Source organism: Psychrobacter cryohalolentis K5 (assembly GCF_000013905.1).
Lineage (GTDB): Bacteria > Pseudomonadota > Gammaproteobacteria > Pseudomonadales > Moraxellaceae > Psychrobacter > Psychrobacter cryohalolentis.
Map to the genome: position 1 here is coordinate 1,505,875 of NC_007969.1, position 17,081 is coordinate 1,522,955.

General features: G+C 41.0%; 17 protein-coding genes. 9 read left to right on the forward strand and 8 right to left on the reverse strand.

The genetic code is table 11. The features are described from left to right. The first annotated feature begins 26 nt into the window (after window positions 1-26). The 5 genes from PCRYO_RS06340 to PCRYO_RS06360 all read left to right on the forward strand — a co-directional run bounded on the left by PCRYO_RS06340 (window position 27) and on the right by PCRYO_RS06360 (window position 6,164). On the forward strand, window positions 27-1,229 hold the full coding sequence (locus PCRYO_RS06340; protein ID WP_011513569.1) for a 3-oxoadipyl-CoA thiolase: 1,203 nt from the start codon (window positions 27-29) through the stop codon (window positions 1,227-1,229). Window positions 1,230-1,278: 49 nt separating this feature from the next. Beyond that, the gene (locus PCRYO_RS06345) at window positions 1,279-2,973 is read left to right on the forward strand and encodes a fatty acid--CoA ligase (RefSeq protein WP_011513570.1); all 1,695 of its coding nucleotides are present in this window, start codon (window positions 1,279-1,281) and stop codon (window positions 2,971-2,973) included. Between the two features lie 97 nt (window positions 2,974-3,070). Beyond that, window positions 3,071-3,541, forward strand: coding sequence for an acyl-CoA thioesterase (locus tag PCRYO_RS06350; RefSeq protein ID WP_011513571.1), 471 nt, complete (start codon window positions 3,071-3,073; stop codon window positions 3,539-3,541). A 116-nt stretch (window positions 3,542-3,657) separates the two neighbouring features. Continuing rightward, entirely contained in the window at window positions 3,658-4,689 is a 1,032-nt protein-coding gene (locus tag PCRYO_RS06355) for a porin (protein ID WP_011513572.1), read from the forward strand. 335 nt (window positions 4,690-5,024) lie between these two features. Next, window positions 5,025-6,164 (forward strand): M14 family metallopeptidase, encoded by a 1,140-nt coding sequence (locus PCRYO_RS06360; protein ID WP_011513573.1) that lies wholly within the window; start codon window positions 5,025-5,027, stop codon window positions 6,162-6,164. A gap of 191 nt (window positions 6,165-6,355) precedes the next feature. Here PCRYO_RS06360 and PCRYO_RS06365 read toward each other — a convergent pair whose 3' ends face one another. The 5 genes from PCRYO_RS06365 to PCRYO_RS06385 all read right to left on the reverse strand — a co-directional run bounded on the left by PCRYO_RS06365 (window position 6,356) and on the right by PCRYO_RS06385 (window position 11,597). Next, window positions 6,356-7,075 (reverse strand): PAP2 family lipid A phosphatase, encoded by a 720-nt coding sequence (locus tag PCRYO_RS06365; RefSeq protein WP_011513574.1) that lies wholly within the window; start codon window positions 7,073-7,075, stop codon window positions 6,356-6,358. A gap of 47 nt (window positions 7,076-7,122) precedes the next feature. Further along, window positions 7,123-7,566 carry a diacylglycerol kinase gene (locus tag PCRYO_RS06370; protein ID WP_011513575.1) on the reverse strand — a complete coding sequence of 148 codons (444 nt, stop codon included), beginning with the start codon at window positions 7,564-7,566 and terminating at the stop codon, window positions 7,123-7,125. Window positions 7,567-7,739: 173 nt separating this feature from the next. Continuing rightward, window positions 7,740-9,056 carry a sensor histidine kinase gene (locus PCRYO_RS06375; protein ID WP_011513576.1) on the reverse strand — a complete coding sequence of 439 codons (1,317 nt, stop codon included), beginning with the start codon at window positions 9,054-9,056 and terminating at the stop codon, window positions 7,740-7,742. Between the two features lie 93 nt (window positions 9,057-9,149). Next, a complete protein-coding gene (locus tag PCRYO_RS06380) occupies window positions 9,150-9,836 on the reverse strand; it encodes a response regulator transcription factor (protein WP_011513577.1) in 687 nt (228 codons plus the stop codon). A 42-nt stretch (window positions 9,837-9,878) separates the two neighbouring features. After that, on the reverse strand, window positions 9,879-11,597 hold the full coding sequence (locus tag PCRYO_RS06385) for a phosphoethanolamine transferase (protein WP_011513578.1): 1,719 nt from the start codon (window positions 11,595-11,597) through the stop codon (window positions 9,879-9,881). A gap of 180 nt (window positions 11,598-11,777) precedes the next feature. On the opposite strand from PCRYO_RS06385, the gene PCRYO_RS06390 reads away from it, so the two are divergent. The 4 genes from PCRYO_RS06390 to PCRYO_RS06405 all read left to right on the forward strand — a co-directional run bounded on the left by PCRYO_RS06390 (window position 11,778) and on the right by PCRYO_RS06405 (window position 15,539). Then, window positions 11,778-12,773: a phosphatase PAP2 family protein gene (locus PCRYO_RS06390; RefSeq protein ID WP_011513579.1), complete on the forward strand. Its 996-nt coding sequence runs from the start codon at window positions 11,778-11,780 to the stop codon at window positions 12,771-12,773. Window positions 12,774-13,312: 539 nt separating this feature from the next. Then, window positions 13,313-14,329: a TonB family protein gene (locus tag PCRYO_RS06395; RefSeq protein WP_011513580.1), complete on the forward strand. Its 1,017-nt coding sequence runs from the start codon at window positions 13,313-13,315 to the stop codon at window positions 14,327-14,329. A 112-nt stretch (window positions 14,330-14,441) separates the two neighbouring features. Further along, window positions 14,442-15,083, forward strand: a complete 642-nt coding sequence (locus PCRYO_RS06400; RefSeq protein ID WP_011513581.1) for a MotA/TolQ/ExbB proton channel family protein — start codon at window positions 14,442-14,444, stop codon at window positions 15,081-15,083. 54 nt (window positions 15,084-15,137) lie between these two features. Next, on the forward strand, window positions 15,138-15,539 hold the full coding sequence (locus PCRYO_RS06405; RefSeq protein WP_011513582.1) for an ExbD/TolR family protein: 402 nt from the start codon (window positions 15,138-15,140) through the stop codon (window positions 15,537-15,539). A 202-nt stretch (window positions 15,540-15,741) separates the two neighbouring features. Here PCRYO_RS06405 and PCRYO_RS06410 read toward each other — a convergent pair whose 3' ends face one another. From PCRYO_RS06410 to PCRYO_RS06420, 3 genes are read right to left on the reverse strand one after another with little or no spacing between them, the layout of a single operon-like run. Then, a complete protein-coding gene (locus PCRYO_RS06410; protein ID WP_011513583.1) occupies window positions 15,742-16,029 on the reverse strand; it encodes a HupE/UreJ family protein in 288 nt (95 codons plus the stop codon). Between the two features lie 44 nt (window positions 16,030-16,073). Next, complete coding sequence (locus tag PCRYO_RS06415; protein WP_011513584.1) at window positions 16,074-16,514, reverse strand: purine phosphorylase family 2; 441 nt, start codon at window positions 16,512-16,514, stop codon at window positions 16,074-16,076. 47 nt (window positions 16,515-16,561) lie between these two features. Next, window positions 16,562-17,038, reverse strand: coding sequence for a GFA family protein (locus PCRYO_RS06420; protein ID WP_011513585.1), 477 nt, complete (start codon window positions 17,036-17,038; stop codon window positions 16,562-16,564). Window positions 17,039-17,081: the final 43 nt, after the last annotated feature.

Consider the following 17,081-nt stretch of genomic DNA (forward strand, 5'->3'; position numbering starts at 1 on the left):
CTCTCAAAACACAACAAGGAAAAGTTATGTTAGATGCCTATATTTATGACGGATTAAGAAGCCCTTTTGGTCGCCATGGAGGCGCATTAGCCACCGTTCGTCCTGATGACATGATTGCGACAGTAATGAAAGCTTTGGTTGAAAAGCATCAATTACCTAATGATATCTTTAATGAAGTGCTGATCGGTAATACCAATCAAGCTGGTGAGGACTCACGCAATATCGCCCGCAATGCTGCGTTATTGGCAGGATTAGATGTCAAAACACCCGGTCAAACCGTCAATCGCTTATGCGCTTCAGGACTATCGACCATTATCGATGCCGCTCGTAGTATTACTTGTCATGAAGGGGATATATTTTTAGCAGGGGGCGTTGAGTCCATGACCCGCGCACCTTTTGTCTTTGCTAAGACTGAGCAGCCTTTTAGTCGTGAATTTAAAGTATTTGATACGACTATTGGCAGCCGGTTCCCCAATCCTATCATCGAAAAACAGTTTGGCAGCGATAGCATGCCGCAAACGGGTGATAATGTCGCCCTCAAATACGGTATCACTCGCGAAGAAGCGGATAAATTTGCAGCGGCCTCGCAAGCCAAATACCAAGCGGCAAAACAAGCTGGGTTCTTCAACGATGAAATAACACCAATTATGGTATCGCAAGGTAAAAAGTTACCCGAAAAAGCAATAGTAGAAGATGAGCATCCTCGTGCCAGCTCTACTGTTGAGGCACTACAAAAGCTAAAACCTTTAAATAATGAAGGTATCGTCACAGCAGGCAATGCGTCAGGTATCAATGATGGTGCAGCTGCGTTGATTATTGGGTCAAAGCGAGCAGAGGAAACGTTAGGCTTTAAGCCTATCGCTAAGATTCTTTCGTCCGGTGCTATGGGTGTTGAGCCTAATATTATGGGCGTAGGCCCTGTTGAGGCGATTAAACTGGCATTGAAACGTGCAAATTTGACCCTTGATGATATGTCCATTATTGAGATTAATGAAGCGTTTGCCTCGCAAGTACTCGGCTGCTTGAAAGGTTTAGATATTGACTTTGATGACAAACGCGTCAACCCTAACGGCGGAGCAATTGCCGTCGGTCATCCGCTGGGTGCATCAGGCGCAAGACTTGCGTTAAGTACGGCGCGTGAGCTACAGCGTACGGGCGAAAAATACGCGGTGGTCAGTTTATGCATTGGCATTGGGCAAGGGCTTGCCATGGTGATTGAACGAGTCTAACCCTTTCAATACTTTTGCCATATATTTTTTATTATCAAGGATGACCATAATGACTACGATACTTAACCAACATGAGGATTACCAGCAAGCTCAAGAAGCCTATGGTTTTCCTTTGATTATCAAACAGCTACTAAACCGTGCAAAAATCGCCTCTAAAGATCAAACCATTAGTTATGCGGATAAGGTTACTTATACGTATTCTGAATTTTTTAAGCGTGTTAATCGCTTGGCAAACGTACTTAAAAACATGGGTTTGCAAGCAGGTGATGTGGTTGCTGTTATGGATTGGGACAGTCATCGTTACCTTGAAGCGTACTTTGCTGTGCCTATGTCTGGAATGATTTTGCAAACGGTCAATGTACGCTTGGCTGAAGATAAAGTGCTGTATACCATCAATCATTCTAAACCAAAAGCTTTGTTACTTAATGCTGAGTTTGAGCCAATGGCTAAAAACTACCGTCATGAAGCCCCTTCTATTGAGAAAATTATTTGGTTGGATGATGCTGAGTATGATGAAGACACTATAAAAGCTCAGCAAACTAGCATGCCAGATTATGTTGAAGGTGAGTATGAGGCAATGCTAGCCGCTGCCAGTGATGAGTTTGATTTTCCCGATTTTGATGAAAATACCATTGCTACCACATTTTATACCAGTGGTACGACGGGTGACCCAAAAGGGGTTTTCTTTACCCATCGACAGATCGTATTACAGACGCTATCGAGTACGCTTGCCTCTGCACTCAGCGCCGAAGGTCAAGGTGCTCGCTATAATGATGTTTATATGCCAATGACGCCATTGTTCCATGTGCATGCTTGGTGCTGGCCGTATGGGGCAACCATGATAGGGCTAAAACAAGTGTATCCAGGGCGCTATGTATCCGAAGTATTGGTTGACTTGATTGAACAGCATAAGGTAACGCTATCACATGGTGTCCCAACCATTTTACAAATGTTAATCAAAGAAATGGCAACCCGAGGACGCAAGTTTAACGGTCTTAAATTGTCAGTAGGGGGCTCCAAATTAAACGAAGCTCTAGCTGAAGCCGCTATTGAAAGTGGCATAGAGTTCATCTCGGGGTTTGGAATGTCAGAGTCCTGTCCTGTCCTTGCCAGAATGGCATTTGGTGATCAGACAAGTACTATGACAACGACAGAGCAGATCAACTATCGTTGTCTTTCTGGCTCACCAATTATGCTGGTATCGATGGAGCTTTGGGATGCGAACGGCAAATCTTTACCGATGGATGGTGAGTCGACCGGCGAACTCGTCGTTCGAGCGCCTTGGCTGACCCAAAGCTATTTTAAGAATCCAGATGCTGGCGATGAGTTATGGCGTGGTGGCTGGATGCATACCCAAGATATTGCCTGCATTACCGCTGATGGTACTCTAAAAATTACGGATAGACTCAAAGATGTCATCAAGTCAGGTGGCGAGTGGGTATCCTCGCTTGAAGTCGAAAATATTTTATCATTCCATCCTTGCGTTGCTGAAGTGGCCGTTATTGGAGTAGCGGATGAAAAATGGGGCGAACGTCCTCTAGCGTTAGTGGTCCTGAAACCTGATCATACCGATATTAAAGCGGAGGAAATTTTAGCATTGGGTCATCAAGCGGTTGAAAAAGGCTATTTACCAAAGTATGGCGTCCCAAGTGAAATAAAGTTCTTAAGAGAAATGCCGAAGACCAGTGTGGGTAAGCTTGATAAGAAAAAGATGCGGATGATGTACGCAGAAAAATTAATCTAATCCAAACATATTTATTAGTAACTGCAAGAAAACAGTTAATGCAGCTTACTGATAATTTGAGTAGGTATGTTCATTGGCGTGACTAGACGAGATAATTATGAAAGCTTTAGAAAAATTACCAGAAATACAAGAGACGCTTAATAAAGATAATAACCATCCTATGCATGGTTTTGCAGTCATTTACTCTCAACAAGTAGAGTGGGGCGATATGGATTCTTTTGGTCATGTCAATAATGTGGTCTATTACACTTATGCCCAAAATGCTCGTATTCACTATAACAGCCAATTAAATCTATTTAATAAAAACACTTTTTCAGTCATGGCAGCATCATCCTGCCAATATTTCAAACCAGTGGTCTACCCCGATACCTTATGGATTGGAGTTCGAATTAAGAAAATTGGCAATGCCAGCTTGATTCATGAATATACCTATTATAGTACCGCTATGAATACTATCGTTGCTAGCGGTGAGTCAGTACTGGTATATCTTGATAAAGCCACTGGACAAAAGAAAAATATCGACGAGACAAAAAAAGCCGCTATTAGCGCTTTTGAAAGGGTTCAATAAAGTAGGAGACATGTGTTTTTGTACAAGGAGATAGTACTGGTATTTATGAAGTAACAAAATACAGTAGCGATAGGCATTTAAAGGAATTTTCAAACAATACAAGGAATGTATAGATCATGCTTTATATCAAAAAGTTGTCTTTTGGTTTGGCGGTTCTTGGGGTATGTGCACAAGCACAAGCCATAGATCTTATCACAAATGCAGATACTACTCTAAGTATCGGTGGTTATGTTAAAGCCGAGGGTATATTTTATTCTCCAGATGAAGGCGAGTCAGAGTTCAAAGGCAATGCACGGCAATCTAGGATCAATCTGAAAACCACTAAGAAGGTAGAGGATAAAAAATTAACGGGTTTTATTGAAGGGGATTTTTATGGCAATGCCGCAAATGGCGGTTCAGACTTGCGACTTCGCCATGCTTATGTTCAGGTCAATGATTTGACCGTAGGAAAGACATGGAATGGTCAGTTTTTGGCAGTCTACCCACTTTTGACTGAACAGCTCGACTTTCGAGGTACGGGATTAGGAACCATCTCGGGTGGGGGCGCTGATATCCGTCCAGATTTGACGGTGCATTATACCCATAAAGGGCTTCGTTTTACCGCTCAACAACCTGTTTATGAGGACGCTAACCTGCCTGATATGGTGGTCAGCTATAAAAATAACATATCTGATCTTAGCTATAACCTAGCGGTCACTGCGCGTGAGGCTAAAAATGGAAACGATTCAGATGTAGGCCTCGGTGCTTCTTTGGCTGGTAAACTCAAACTGGGTAATGACTCATTACATGCGAGCGTATTCAATGGTAAAGGGATGGGTGTCTATTCGACAGTATGTGTCGGAAAAATGCTTGGGGTCACTGGAGCCATAGATTGTGATGCTGAAAACGGCGAACTTGTGTCGCAAACGGGCTTTACGGTAGGGTATAGGCATAAATTTTCAGAAAAACTTCTGAGTAATATGCGTTATGGCGAGATTAATGTAGATGATGCGGCTGATACTTCTGTCAATGTAAAAAGTATAAACCTTGTCTATAATTATTTACCAGATCTCGATTTTGGTATTGAATGGCGAGATCGAAGCGATAAGACATTATCGCAAGTAAAGAAAGGTCAGCAAGTCGAAATCATGGCCAAATATAGCTTCTAAGCTAAATAATTTCTAAGCCGAATAGCTGAATAGTATGTCGTTTAAAGTTATATGCCATCATCTAAATCATGATTATATAGTTAGTACTTATATAACAGGTTGCAGAAAAGGTGCATAAAGCTTGTTACTTATGGTAGTAAAGAGCGAAAGGATAAAAGGTTGTTAGCGTGACTGCAAGCAGGTGCAATGGGATTTTTATATACGGCTATGCCAAATTTAAGCTTTAGCGTTTTTCGGCATAGCTCATTTTTGCGTTGACTGCTACACTATTACACTATCTGATACTCCAACATATTCTTTAAAGCACTACCATAAAAACTGATTAAGGACAGGTTATGCATATCACGGCAAATTTTGACGCGGGCAATATTGAGGTTATTAGTTTAGAAGATAAAAAAGATATCCAATTGGCTATTCGTCCGGACGTCGGTGGCGAGTTTTTTCAATGGTTTAACTTTCGTATAACCGGTCAAATTGGCGAGCAATATGTGCTCAATATCCTAAATGCAGGGGAAGCCGCGTTTCCTGGAGGGTGGGAGAGTTATCAAGCAGTTGCTTCCTATGATCGTGAGTATTGGTTCCGCCTGCCCACCTCTTATAAAGACGGCAAGCTGACCATAAACGTAGACATGGAATGTGAAACCATTCAAATTGCTTTTTTTGCTCCTTACAGCTATGAGCGTCATCAAGATTTATTAGCCGCTGTACAAATGCATCCATTTGTGACGTTAGAGCATTTAGGTGAAACGCTTGATAAGCGCGACTTAACCTTAGTTAAAATTAGTGATGGCGATAGCAGTAGTGACGAGAGTAAGCGCAACATTTGGATCACGGCGCGTCAGCATCCCGGTGAGACCATGGCTGAATGGTTAGTCGAAGGTCTCATGTATAGCTTATTAGACGGTGATAATGCGACTGGCAAATTATTATTAGATAAAGCAAACTTTTATATTGTGCCGAATATGAACCCCGACGGCAGTGTACGTGGTCACCTACGTACTAATGCAGTCGGAACGAACCTAAACCGCGCCTGGTCAAATCCGAGTTTAGAAAAAAGCCCTGAAGTGTTTCATGTTATTAAGAAAATGGAAGCGACTGGCGTTGATCTATTCTATGATGTACATGGTGACGAAGAGATACCTTTTGTCTTCCTTGCTGGCTCTCAAGGGACGCCTAATTATAATGACCGACTCGCCCGACTCCGTGATAGATTTGCAGAAGTGTTAAAGCTGGCCAGTGCTGACTTTCAGACTGAAGAAGGCTATGACGTTGATGCACCGGGTACAGCGAATATGACGCTCGCCACTCACTGGGTGGCCGAACGTTTTGACTGCCTAGCCAATACTTTAGAGATGCCGTTCATAGATAACAATAATGTACCTGATGCAGATACGGGTTGGTCACCAGAGCGTTCTATTAAATTGGGAGAAGCGTCGCTAGTTGCCATGTTAGCGGTCGTTGATGATTTACGCTAATTAATAGCTTCTCTAATCCTAATTTTATAACACCACATAAGAAAAACCATCATAAAAAGGTTGTTATCGCTATTTTTAATATAGCGATAACAACCTTTTTTTTATATTTATATCTAAGATATTACAAGCCAGCCTCAAAACAAACTTCCAATGGCATTATCACAATGCAACTCATAAATTGTCTAAGTTTATTATTTTAAAGACCTTCTGAAAAATAGGCTGGCAAGCGCACAGGTAAGCGTCAATGATAACAACATCGAGACTAAAGTATGGCTAAAAAAATGGTCGCCAAATGCCATTTTATATAGCCCCATCGTCCATCCTAAAACTGTGACTATTGCAAAGATTTTATAGCGATATTTTTGTACTGTCGGTAAAAATGCCAATCCATATAAAGAAAATCCTGCACTGGCATGCGCCGCTGGAAAGCACTTCGCAGGCGTTTTAGCGAGTATGTTTTGCCAAAGATTGAGATATGGTAAATCACCATTGAAAAGAAATAAACTATTTGGGCAGCTAACATGGGTAAAGCTCTTGAGGGTTGCGATAACCGTAGGTACTATGATGATAGTGATTAATAAATAACCTACTTCTCGGCTAGACAACGCTGCGATTGGTCTAATAAAAAACACTTTAGCATTCACAGTATTAGCGTATCGACGTTGCCAATAGTGCCAAATTAATACCATTATTAAATAGACGCCAAATAATATTAATAATAATTTTGGAGAATCATAAAAGATAAATCTATAAGGCTGCGCGCCTTTTTCAAGAAGCCAATGTCCATTCGTATAAAAAAGATTACTAATACGAACGTCAAATTGGCTGTGCTCAAACGTCAATGTCGCAATAATCGTTAAGCACAGCAGCTTGAGCCACGTCCAATCAGTTGTGTTTTTTACTAGCGTCATTGAGTCTCCTTTTAAATTATATTAAGTCGAAAATTTCTGAGCCTTACTTAATATAAAAGGTTCCAGAACGCCATTACCCATAAGACAAACAAAAGCAATAACGCCAAAAATTGCGCCGCAGAACCTACGTCTTTAGCTATTTTAGCGAGTGGATGTTGGTTCGTTGAGGTATGATCAACACTGGCTTCAATACCGGTATTAAACAGCTCAACGATAAGGGATAAAAAAGAGGTGATTGTCAGCATCATTTTTATGCTGATATCAAAAGGTATAAGTATGATGGCCATTAACAAGACGCTATTGAGCCAGAATACTTGTCTAAAAGCCGCCTCATATTTATAAGCGGCTTTAAAACCATCTAGAGAATAACCGGTGGCTTTAACAATACGAGAAAGACCTTTGTTGCCTTTGGCAAGACTGGCATAACTATTAGGCGTGAGCAGATGGGTGGCTGTCGTTTGATTTTTTGATTCGGAGTTGATTGTATTCATATTGAATTCTTAATACGCATTAATATTGAGTTACGCTAGATGTTTTGAATAATTAAAAAAATAATCAAACAAAAAATTAGCATACTGTTCTTATGGAAACAGTATAAAACAGGGGATATTAAGAAAACGTTAAGACAATATTGATTGGTTGATTCATGAAATACAGTGAAGACTTATATATGGCATTTATTATAATAAATGCTAAACGTACTACCACCTGTAGCATTGTCTTGATGCATAAGCTCCCAGTTCATATGAGTCATGATACGTTGCACAATGCTAAGACCCAAACCGCTACCTTCTACCTGATCGCTGGTATTTATGTCATTCAGACGCTCAAATCTCTCATAGAGTAAAGGCATCATAATTTCGGGAATACCAAGACCAGTATCAGTCACCGTAATTTTTTCAGCATCGATAGTGACAATGACTTCACCATCATCTGTGTATTGAAACGCATTTTTTATTAAATTACCCAATGCCATTTTTAGCAGCTCAGGGCGGACATTTGCTATGTAATCTTGCTCAGCGACTACTTTACAAGTTACCGGTTTATGGCGGAGCAAATATGTTAAGCGTGTCACTTCATTAAGGGCGATGGTGTTGATAGAGGTTTGCGGTGTGTCCAGCTGTTCAGGCGCGCGCGATAAAAGTAATAAAGCGCTGATGATTTCGGAGGTTTCTTTGGCGGTCGTACTAATACGGTTGGCGAATTCGCTCAGGCGACTATTTTCTTCAAGTTGTGAGGCTAGTACCTCCGATGCACCCATGATAATGGTCAACGGTGTGCGTAATTCATGACTGACATCGCCAGTAAATAGCTGCTCACGTTTTAGATATTGCTCTAGTTTATGATTTTTTTCATCGATAGCACGTGCCAACACCCCAACTTCTGAGGGTAAATGGGTTAAGTCAGTGAGGTTTTGATGATCGGTTTCTACGGCTTGCTTTAAATCTAGTAAAGGCTTGATGATTTGCTTAGAGGATAAGTAAGAGAATAGCGCTGCAATGAGCAAACTCAAAACAACCGCAATTTTTAGTGCATCTGCAAATATATCCTCTAACTCTTCAAAGATAGCTAAAACAGGATAGTTTTCCATCACCATCTCGGACCCTTCTAAGTAGGTCAAAATATATTTTTGCTCATTTTGTTGATGGGCAAAAAAATGAAGATTCGTTTCAGTATCGCCCGTTTGATTGTTCACGGTTACCTGCATCTCTTGAACAGTTCCGTTTGCTATCGCTTTTAAATTTTCTGGCGCACTGTCATAACGATAAATTTTAATACCAGGATTTGCTGTATAAGCCGCCTGTTCACCTTCTTTTTCTTGACTAAGTTGCAGCTGTTGTAAAAGACGTCCTTTCACTAAGTCCTGTTCGATTCGCATCTCAGCGTACATAAAAATACTGACGAACGTTGTGCAAAGCAGTAAGGCAAATAACAAATAGGAGATTCGAAACTTATTAGCGATGGATTCTATAGTGAACATGGCAGGTGCTTATTTAGAGTCAGGTAATAGATAGGGAAGTACGGGCGTAACTACTTATAGTAAACTTCAATCTTTAAATTGTATTATGAATTTTCAAACTTTGTCTGGGTCAATAATTTGGTAACCAACACCAGCCATTGTTACTATCATGACTTTATCAAACGGTTTATCAACTTGCGCACGCACACTATGCAAATGGGTGCGAAGCGCATCACTACTTGGCACATCTTGTCCCCATACTTTTTCCTCAAGCTCAGTTTTACTGACTACCCGAGGCGAGGCAATCATCAGAGTGTGTAAGATTTTGAATCCCGTTGGGGTTAGTTTTAATGGTTTGTCTTCTCGTTTGATACTGTGTTCCTCAGTATTTAGAGACAGCTTGCCAACTTCTATATTGTGCTGAAAATGTTCATCTTGATGGCGGCGTATTAATGCTTTGATGCGAGCTTCTAATTCAACCAATGAGAAAGGTTTGACCAAATAATCATCCGCACCACTATCAAACCCTGCAACCTTATCCAAAACAGTATCACGCGCGGTCAGCATCAATACGGGCGTCTTATCATGCAGCTCTTCTCTAAGCGTTTTGCACAGCTTAGTACCATCCATACCGGGAAGCATCACGTCGAGCAATATAACATCGTAGCGATTGCTTGAAGCCAGTGCCAAGCCACTCAGACTATTATGGGCATTGTCCAACTCGAAACCTTTTGGCTCAAAAAAAGCATAGATATTGGCTACGATATCAGGATTGTCTTCAATAATAAGTATCTTATACATAATGGCTACTATCTACAAAAAGTGTGAATTGAATAAAAAAGTTTAATGGGTAGTCTTAAAAAAGGTGGGTTCTGACGCTACTTCTTGAGTAGTGATACCAAAAAAATGCAATAAGGTTGGCGTAATAAAATCATGTGACACTGGCTGATTGGTCATATTAGACAGACTCTTAGGATTGATGCCATTGTTTTTAGGTGACCAAATAATGACTGGCACCTGTTTTTGCGCATTCGGCGCAATACCGTACGGCAGACCATGTAAATATACATTGTTTTCACCCAGACTTTCCCCATGATCACTAATATATACCATCACTACGTCATAGTCTTGCTCGTAGGGTTTTAGCGTATCTATGACGGCATTTAAAAAGTAATCGGTATAGCGAATCGCATTGTCATAACCATTTATAACGGATTGAGCATCACACTTAGATAACTCGTTGGTCATACAGACTGGCTTGTATTCTTCAAATTCCTTGGGATAACGTTGATAATAAGCAGGACCGTGATTGCCCATTTGATGTAATAAAATCAGTGTATCTTGTGGCTTCGCAGCTGTCTTGACCCCTGTGTCCGACTTAACTAAAGTATCAAAACCGTCCAACATGCCAATATCACGACATTCAATATCACAATTAGGATTTAGCTTAGGCGTTTTATAGTCCTCAACGGTGACTCGATCTGCCACGCCTTTAGAGCTAGAGTTATTGTCCCGCCAGATAACATTAACGCCTTGTTTGTTGAGGGTATCAAGCACGTTTTCATTATATTCAGCAGTGTCAACGTCGTAATCGCTTCGGTTTGCATAACTGAACATGCAAGGTACTGAATAAGCAGTCGACGTACCACAAGAGGTCGCATGCTTGTAGCTATAGATATCCGGCTGGCTGGCAAGTAACGGCATCGTATCGCGTTTATAGCCATTCAAGCCAATATGGTCAGCGCGAACCGTTTCACCGACTACGAACACCATCAGCTTAGGTTTCGTTGTGCTACTGACGGCTGCGGTACGCTTTGCATCTGGCGCATGCAGTATCAAGGTATCAGGGCGGCGTAGCTCATCGACGTAATCGGTACCGAGTTTGATAACAGAATAAACAGGGGTAATGGGATTGGTATAACTACGTACTATTTTATGCTGGCGGAAAAAGCTGGCGTATTGATCTCCAAATGGTAATAGGCAAACCGCTATTATCGCAATAGACGTTATCAAGGTGATTGTCTTTTGCACGATTGAGCGAACTATAGACAAACGCTTTATACGAATCTTACTAATTAAGAAAGCAGGTAGCAGACCCAATAGTAGCAGTCGAACAATAAAGCTTGGTGCTATCAAACCCATCGCTTCTGCTTGGTCTGTCTGCAAGCTGTTAACCAACATGCCAGTGTCAAATATCGTTCCATAAGCATCGGTGAAGTAACCACATACTGCCGCAATCAGCACCATAGCAATAAGTACTACTTTTGCTGTCGGTCGATAACATAATAGCTGAAACAATAACCACATCAGCCCAAACAGTAAGCCAGTCAGAGAAACGATAAAACCAATGTTATCAGCAAACGGATAGATCGTTAATACTTGTTTAAAGAAGCCAATATTTGCAGTAGCAACGAGATAGAGCGTAACCACTATAATCAGATAAGTAAGATTGACTTCACGATGATAAAATTTATTTTTATCGGAAGTTGCATTATTATTTTTAGCAAGACTTATATTATGGGTTTCTGCAATGGCTAGATCGGTAATTAAGTGTTTTGACATACACAGACTTCTTAATAGAGTGAGATAAATGTTATTCTCTAAGGTAGCAATTACCCTGTTAAGAAGATGTTAAGAAGTCTATATTAGATGCATAATAGATAACGAAGGTCAGATTGTATCTGATACTCTAAAAACTCATAAAATACTCACAAAAACGGCTGTACAAGAGACTTCTCATTCATGATTACGCTCATCCAAAAAAATCAGCAATTGTTGCTTTTAGGAGTCTTTATTCTATTAGTGGTGGTTGTTTTATGGGTTTTACAGTCTGTGATAATTCGCTATGGTCAGAAGGTACTGAATCAGGTGCCGACATGTTGGACGGTGCTCGAACAATATTTTGGAAAAAGCAAACGACTCACTCGCTTAAAAAATAACTATCCAAAACTGTATCATGCTTCGTTGCAAAGGCTTACTGTACAGCACTTTTATGGATTGCCTCTGACGGTTTTATTTTTAGTCATGGGTTATATCTTAGCTTTGTTTTTTGGTTTGGTTGAAGATGTGGTTACGTCAGATACTATTGTGGCAACGGATTTTTTCGTGTCACAGCAGATGAGTATGCTGAGTGAGTCGCCTGTAGTGACGTTTTTTATTTTTATTACTAGCTTTGCCTCTACTGCAACGACCTGTTTAATCGTATTGCTAGTCTGTATCCTCTGCTGGGTGATTCGCCAACCCTATATATTGGTAGGGTTCTTAATAGCCACTTTAGGAAGTACGATATTTACTTTCCTCAGTAAACTATTATTTCATCGCACGCGACCAGTAGATATTTTATTGTTTGAGCAGACAGATTCTTTTCCCAGTGGACATGCGACAGTTACGGTTGCGTTATATGGTTTTCTGGCTTACATGGCCATTCGTTTTAGTCGCAACTTTGCCACGCAAGTTCGGATAGCTGTGATTACTGTTTTTTTCTCACTATTGATAGGATTAAGCAGGATTTTGCTGAATGAGCATTATTTGAGCGATGTACTGGGAGGTTATTTGGTAGGCGCATTATGGCTAACAGTAGCGATTAGTGTGACAGAGTGGCTAAGGACGCGTGACAAAATTGATTGGCAGATAAGTTGGTCAGTTACTCAGGTTCGTCTGGTCTGGCTCAATATTGTATGTGTACTGATCGGCACCTCGATATATGCTGAATTTTATCAGTTGCCATTGTTAATCTAAGTAAATTCAAGGTATTAATGCCAAAAAAATATTATCATTCATATTTAACATTAATAATAATGGCTAGTTTTTAGTCATAGGCTTGTCCCAGTACAGTGGTGTACCATAATACCAGTCCATAAAATCAATAAAGCGTCTCACCTTCTGTGGTAGCAGTTGAATGTGGGCATAAACTACATATAAGCCCAAAGCCTCAGTTCAATTTTTAGCAACACTACGACCAGTTTACCACTCATAAGCGCTTCGCTAATAATGAAAGCCGGCTGTAATATCAGTCCTGCTCTTGCAATAGATACATTCATCACTGTAAGCACAATAAGCTACTTCAGCACTCCATAAAAATTACTATATAATCTGACGCTTATAGGCAAATATTTGCTATCGTTGATGGACAATTATTCAACTGCTATTTCTAATAGGCTGCCTAATAAATCATCATGATACTACATCCATTTACCCGTCTCAGCGGCTCTATCAGTGCTTGGATAACTATTTTTGTGATTATATTACACGGTCTTACTGTATGGGCTGTGATATCTATGGATAGCCCTGAAATTTTAAAGGCTAAAGCAGCTAAGCCTCAGGCAATCCAATTAGAGCTAGTGACATTGCCAAAATCATCCGCAGCGGCTACTGAAGAACGTCGTGCCGAAAATATCCTTACAAACTCTAATCCTGCTCCTCAACGACTGCCGCAATCAGAGAAAAAATCCGCTGAACTATCAGGTACTAAACAGGTAGAAGCTAAGTCAGTAAATGCTGTGTCAGAGCCAACCTTTAGTAAACCGCTAAATTCTATTAAACCTTTAAGTTCTGAACCAAAAAAACAAACACCTGATCCAATAAAAAATCAGTCAAATCCAGAAAAGACTAAGATAACAAAAGAAACTCAACTGCCAGTCTTGGTACAGAAAAATACGACCAAAGAATCGGAAGAAATTGCCAAAGAAATAGCGGAAGAAGAACAGGATATTGTAGCCTTGGTTCAAGCGATGACAGAACAGGTCAGCCCTGAATCAACAGATATGTCAACGCAAGGGCTGGTCATAAAAGAGACGAGAAAAACAGTTAAGATTAAGGCTGAAGAAGAAATAGATATAGCGTCGTTAATCCGATCGGTGACAGCACAATTCAATCGTGATCAAGCACGTCAGTGGCAAGAAGGTAGAAAACGCGCAGGGCAAGAGCTGCTGCAAACGCAGGCTGGCAAGAGTAATGAGAAACGAAAACAGCTTAATCTCAATGATGAGGCAGTTGACTTTTTGGAGGAGCAAGCCAGCTGGCTTGATCAGAAGAAACCTGAAACAGACCTACCGTCGGCGATTTGGCGTGAAGTGACTAGTCAATCAGGCGATATCTTCACTGTATTATTGGAGCTTCATGTTGATAAAAGCGGCTACATTACGGATGTGCAATTGCTCGAATCATCGGGTAATAAGATTGTTGATATTGCAGCGATGACCCAAGTCAGAGCAGGACAACTTAAACCGTTCCAACAAAATGAGCGACCTGTTAATGGCATTGTACCGATGTCATTAATATATGAGCGACCTTAATCTAAGTAATAGCTCGTTTTCCTTTTTTGATTAAACCGACTATATGAAGAATGTGTTCATAAAAAATGTATTGTCAGCCTCACTAGCTACTTAACTGCTTTTAGGAGTCTATATGGATTTTACAGATTATTGGCAATATACGGATATCATTACTAAGAGTTTATTTTTCGCATTATTTGCTTTGTCGATTGTGTCTTGGGTGACAGGGATTTTACGATTGTACTATAGCCATCAGTTGGCTAAAACCGTCGTCGTTGACTTAGCTCAGCAAATACACAATCAGATACCGCCCACTTTGCAAGCTAGTCCAGAAGAGCGCAGGCTTCTCACCGAACAGATGCTATTACAGCAGATTGGTCGATATCGTTATCAAAGCGAGCAAGGGTTACCACTGCTCGGTACGACTGCTGCTATTGCACCCTTTATTGGGCTATTTGGGACAGTGTGGGGCATATTCCATGCGCTACGTAGTATTGGTGATAGTGGGCAGGCAGGACTTGCCCAAGTAGCGGGCCCAGTAGGTGAAGCGCTTATTATGACTGGTCTAGGTCTTGCGGTCGCGATTCCTGCGGTGATTTTCTATAACGTCATTACGCGTATGAATCGCCGGATCTTGTATAGAGCCAATGACATTGCGCATGGTCTATTAGGCGAGTCAATGCGACCGAGTATGCTAGCAAATAGCAAAGCAACTCTCGTTGAAGCAACTGGTGCCAAAGTGACTGATAGTCAAGTTGCTGATGGCAAAGTATAGACAGTGGCTATTCATTCGATAAATTAACGAATAAAGAAAAATAAGGAGGCAGGTATGGCATTCCATCTAGGTGATGAAGAGACCCAAGGTATGAGCGAGATGAATCTCATTCCGCTCATTGATATTATGCTGGTGCTGATGATTATCTTTTTGGTCACAGCCACAGTGATGAATCCAACCGTACCACTAGATCTGCCCGATACCAATGCCACAGTAAGCGGCTTGCCTGATGAGATATTGCAAATAAGCATTGATAAAGACAATGGTCTATTTTTGGATGAGGAAGCGCTGACGTTAGCGCAATTGCGATTGCGGCTTGAAGAAGCGTCAAAAGACGGTGCTAATCCGAATATTCATCTGCGGGCAGATCAAGACACCCGTTATGATATGGTGGCGCAAGTGCTGGCTGCCGCCAGTACTGCGGGTTTGACTAAGGTTGCTTTTGTCACTGAATAAATAGCCATTTATAGAATATAAAATTTCCTGCTGCAAATATTAAAGAAGGGGTTAAGATTATTAATCTTAGCCCCTTCTTTAATGTCTTAAACCGTGTTTATGATAAAAGCAAACATAGTGGAATCATTGTAAAACTAGTCGAAATTATTCAATAACGTATCGATGTTATGTTGAACAACCTATATGTATTTTAACGTTTTAATCACGTTATTCGTTCAAAAAACCACCACAATGCAATGGCGATACTAACAAAAGAGCCAGCATAAAATATAACTGATTTATAAAAACGCGTATGACGTAATAACAGCGCGATCGGAAATACTATGGCAATGAATACTAGTTGTCCTAGCTCAATCCCTACATTGAAGCTTAATAATGCCAATACGCGCTCACTTGTTGCTAGTGGCAGATCTACGAGCACATTGGCAAAGCCAAACCCGTGAATCAGACCAAAAACAAAGGCTAGATAGACGGCTCGCACTCGTAACATTGGTACCAGATTGTTTAACGCAGCGAATGCGATGGACAGAGCAATTAAAGATTCGATAAAGGGTCAGCCATTGACACATGGGCGACCGCACCATCTCCAAAGAACGTGCTTACTCTCTGCTTGGTCATATCAATCATTTGATCGGGAATGACCATATCTAATGGTCTCAGCTTCTCTTGCAATGAGCCAACCGCTGATACTGAGACGATATAGCGTACACCTAAAGTCTTTAAGGCATAGATGTTGGCACGATAAGGCACCTCAGAGGGGGTTAACCTGTGTCCTTGACCATGCCGCGTTAAGAATGCAACTGTGACGCCATTAAGTTCACCGAGCACGATGTCATCAGATGGCTCACCATAGGGTGTCTCAATTTTAACGCTGCGCTTATTGGTCAAAGCTTGCATTTGATACAGACCGCTACCGCCGATAATAGCGATATCGGCAGCGTTTTTTACCGTAATTTCTACTGCGGTTGAAGTCATATTGGGTTCCAAATGATCATTGGTAGAGTCTATCAAAGTTAATACTACTAGCGTTTACTGACTCTCTTCTTATACATACCTTGAGCAAGCGCCTTCAAGATCATCGCCTGACTTTGCACAAAGCCGTTGTACTTGGGCAAATCATCCTCTATATCGCTGGTGCGGCGATTATAAAATAGATGCATAGTTGGCTTGGGTAGTGCCGCCACATCAGGATAATTTGTTGTGGGTATTAATATTAGATTGCCGCCCAACGCCATTTCTATACTGGGTTTGTTGCAACGCGTACAAAGTCCGCGGCTAATATTTGGCGGGAGTTTCCAACGGCGAAATTTGGTTCTGATAAGGTTTAATGAACTCACATCGGGTTTAAGTAAAATCGTCACATCATTATAAGCTTGGCCAGTGAATTCTTGGCAAATAGTGCAGTGGCAGATAAAGCGTCCAATGGGCTGATTGTTGATCGTATAAGTATTGCTATAACAGGAGCAAGAGCCTTCTTGTGGGGTAAATTCTCTGCTCATTGGTCAGTCCTTAATAGTAGGGGCGTGGATATTTATTGTTTTG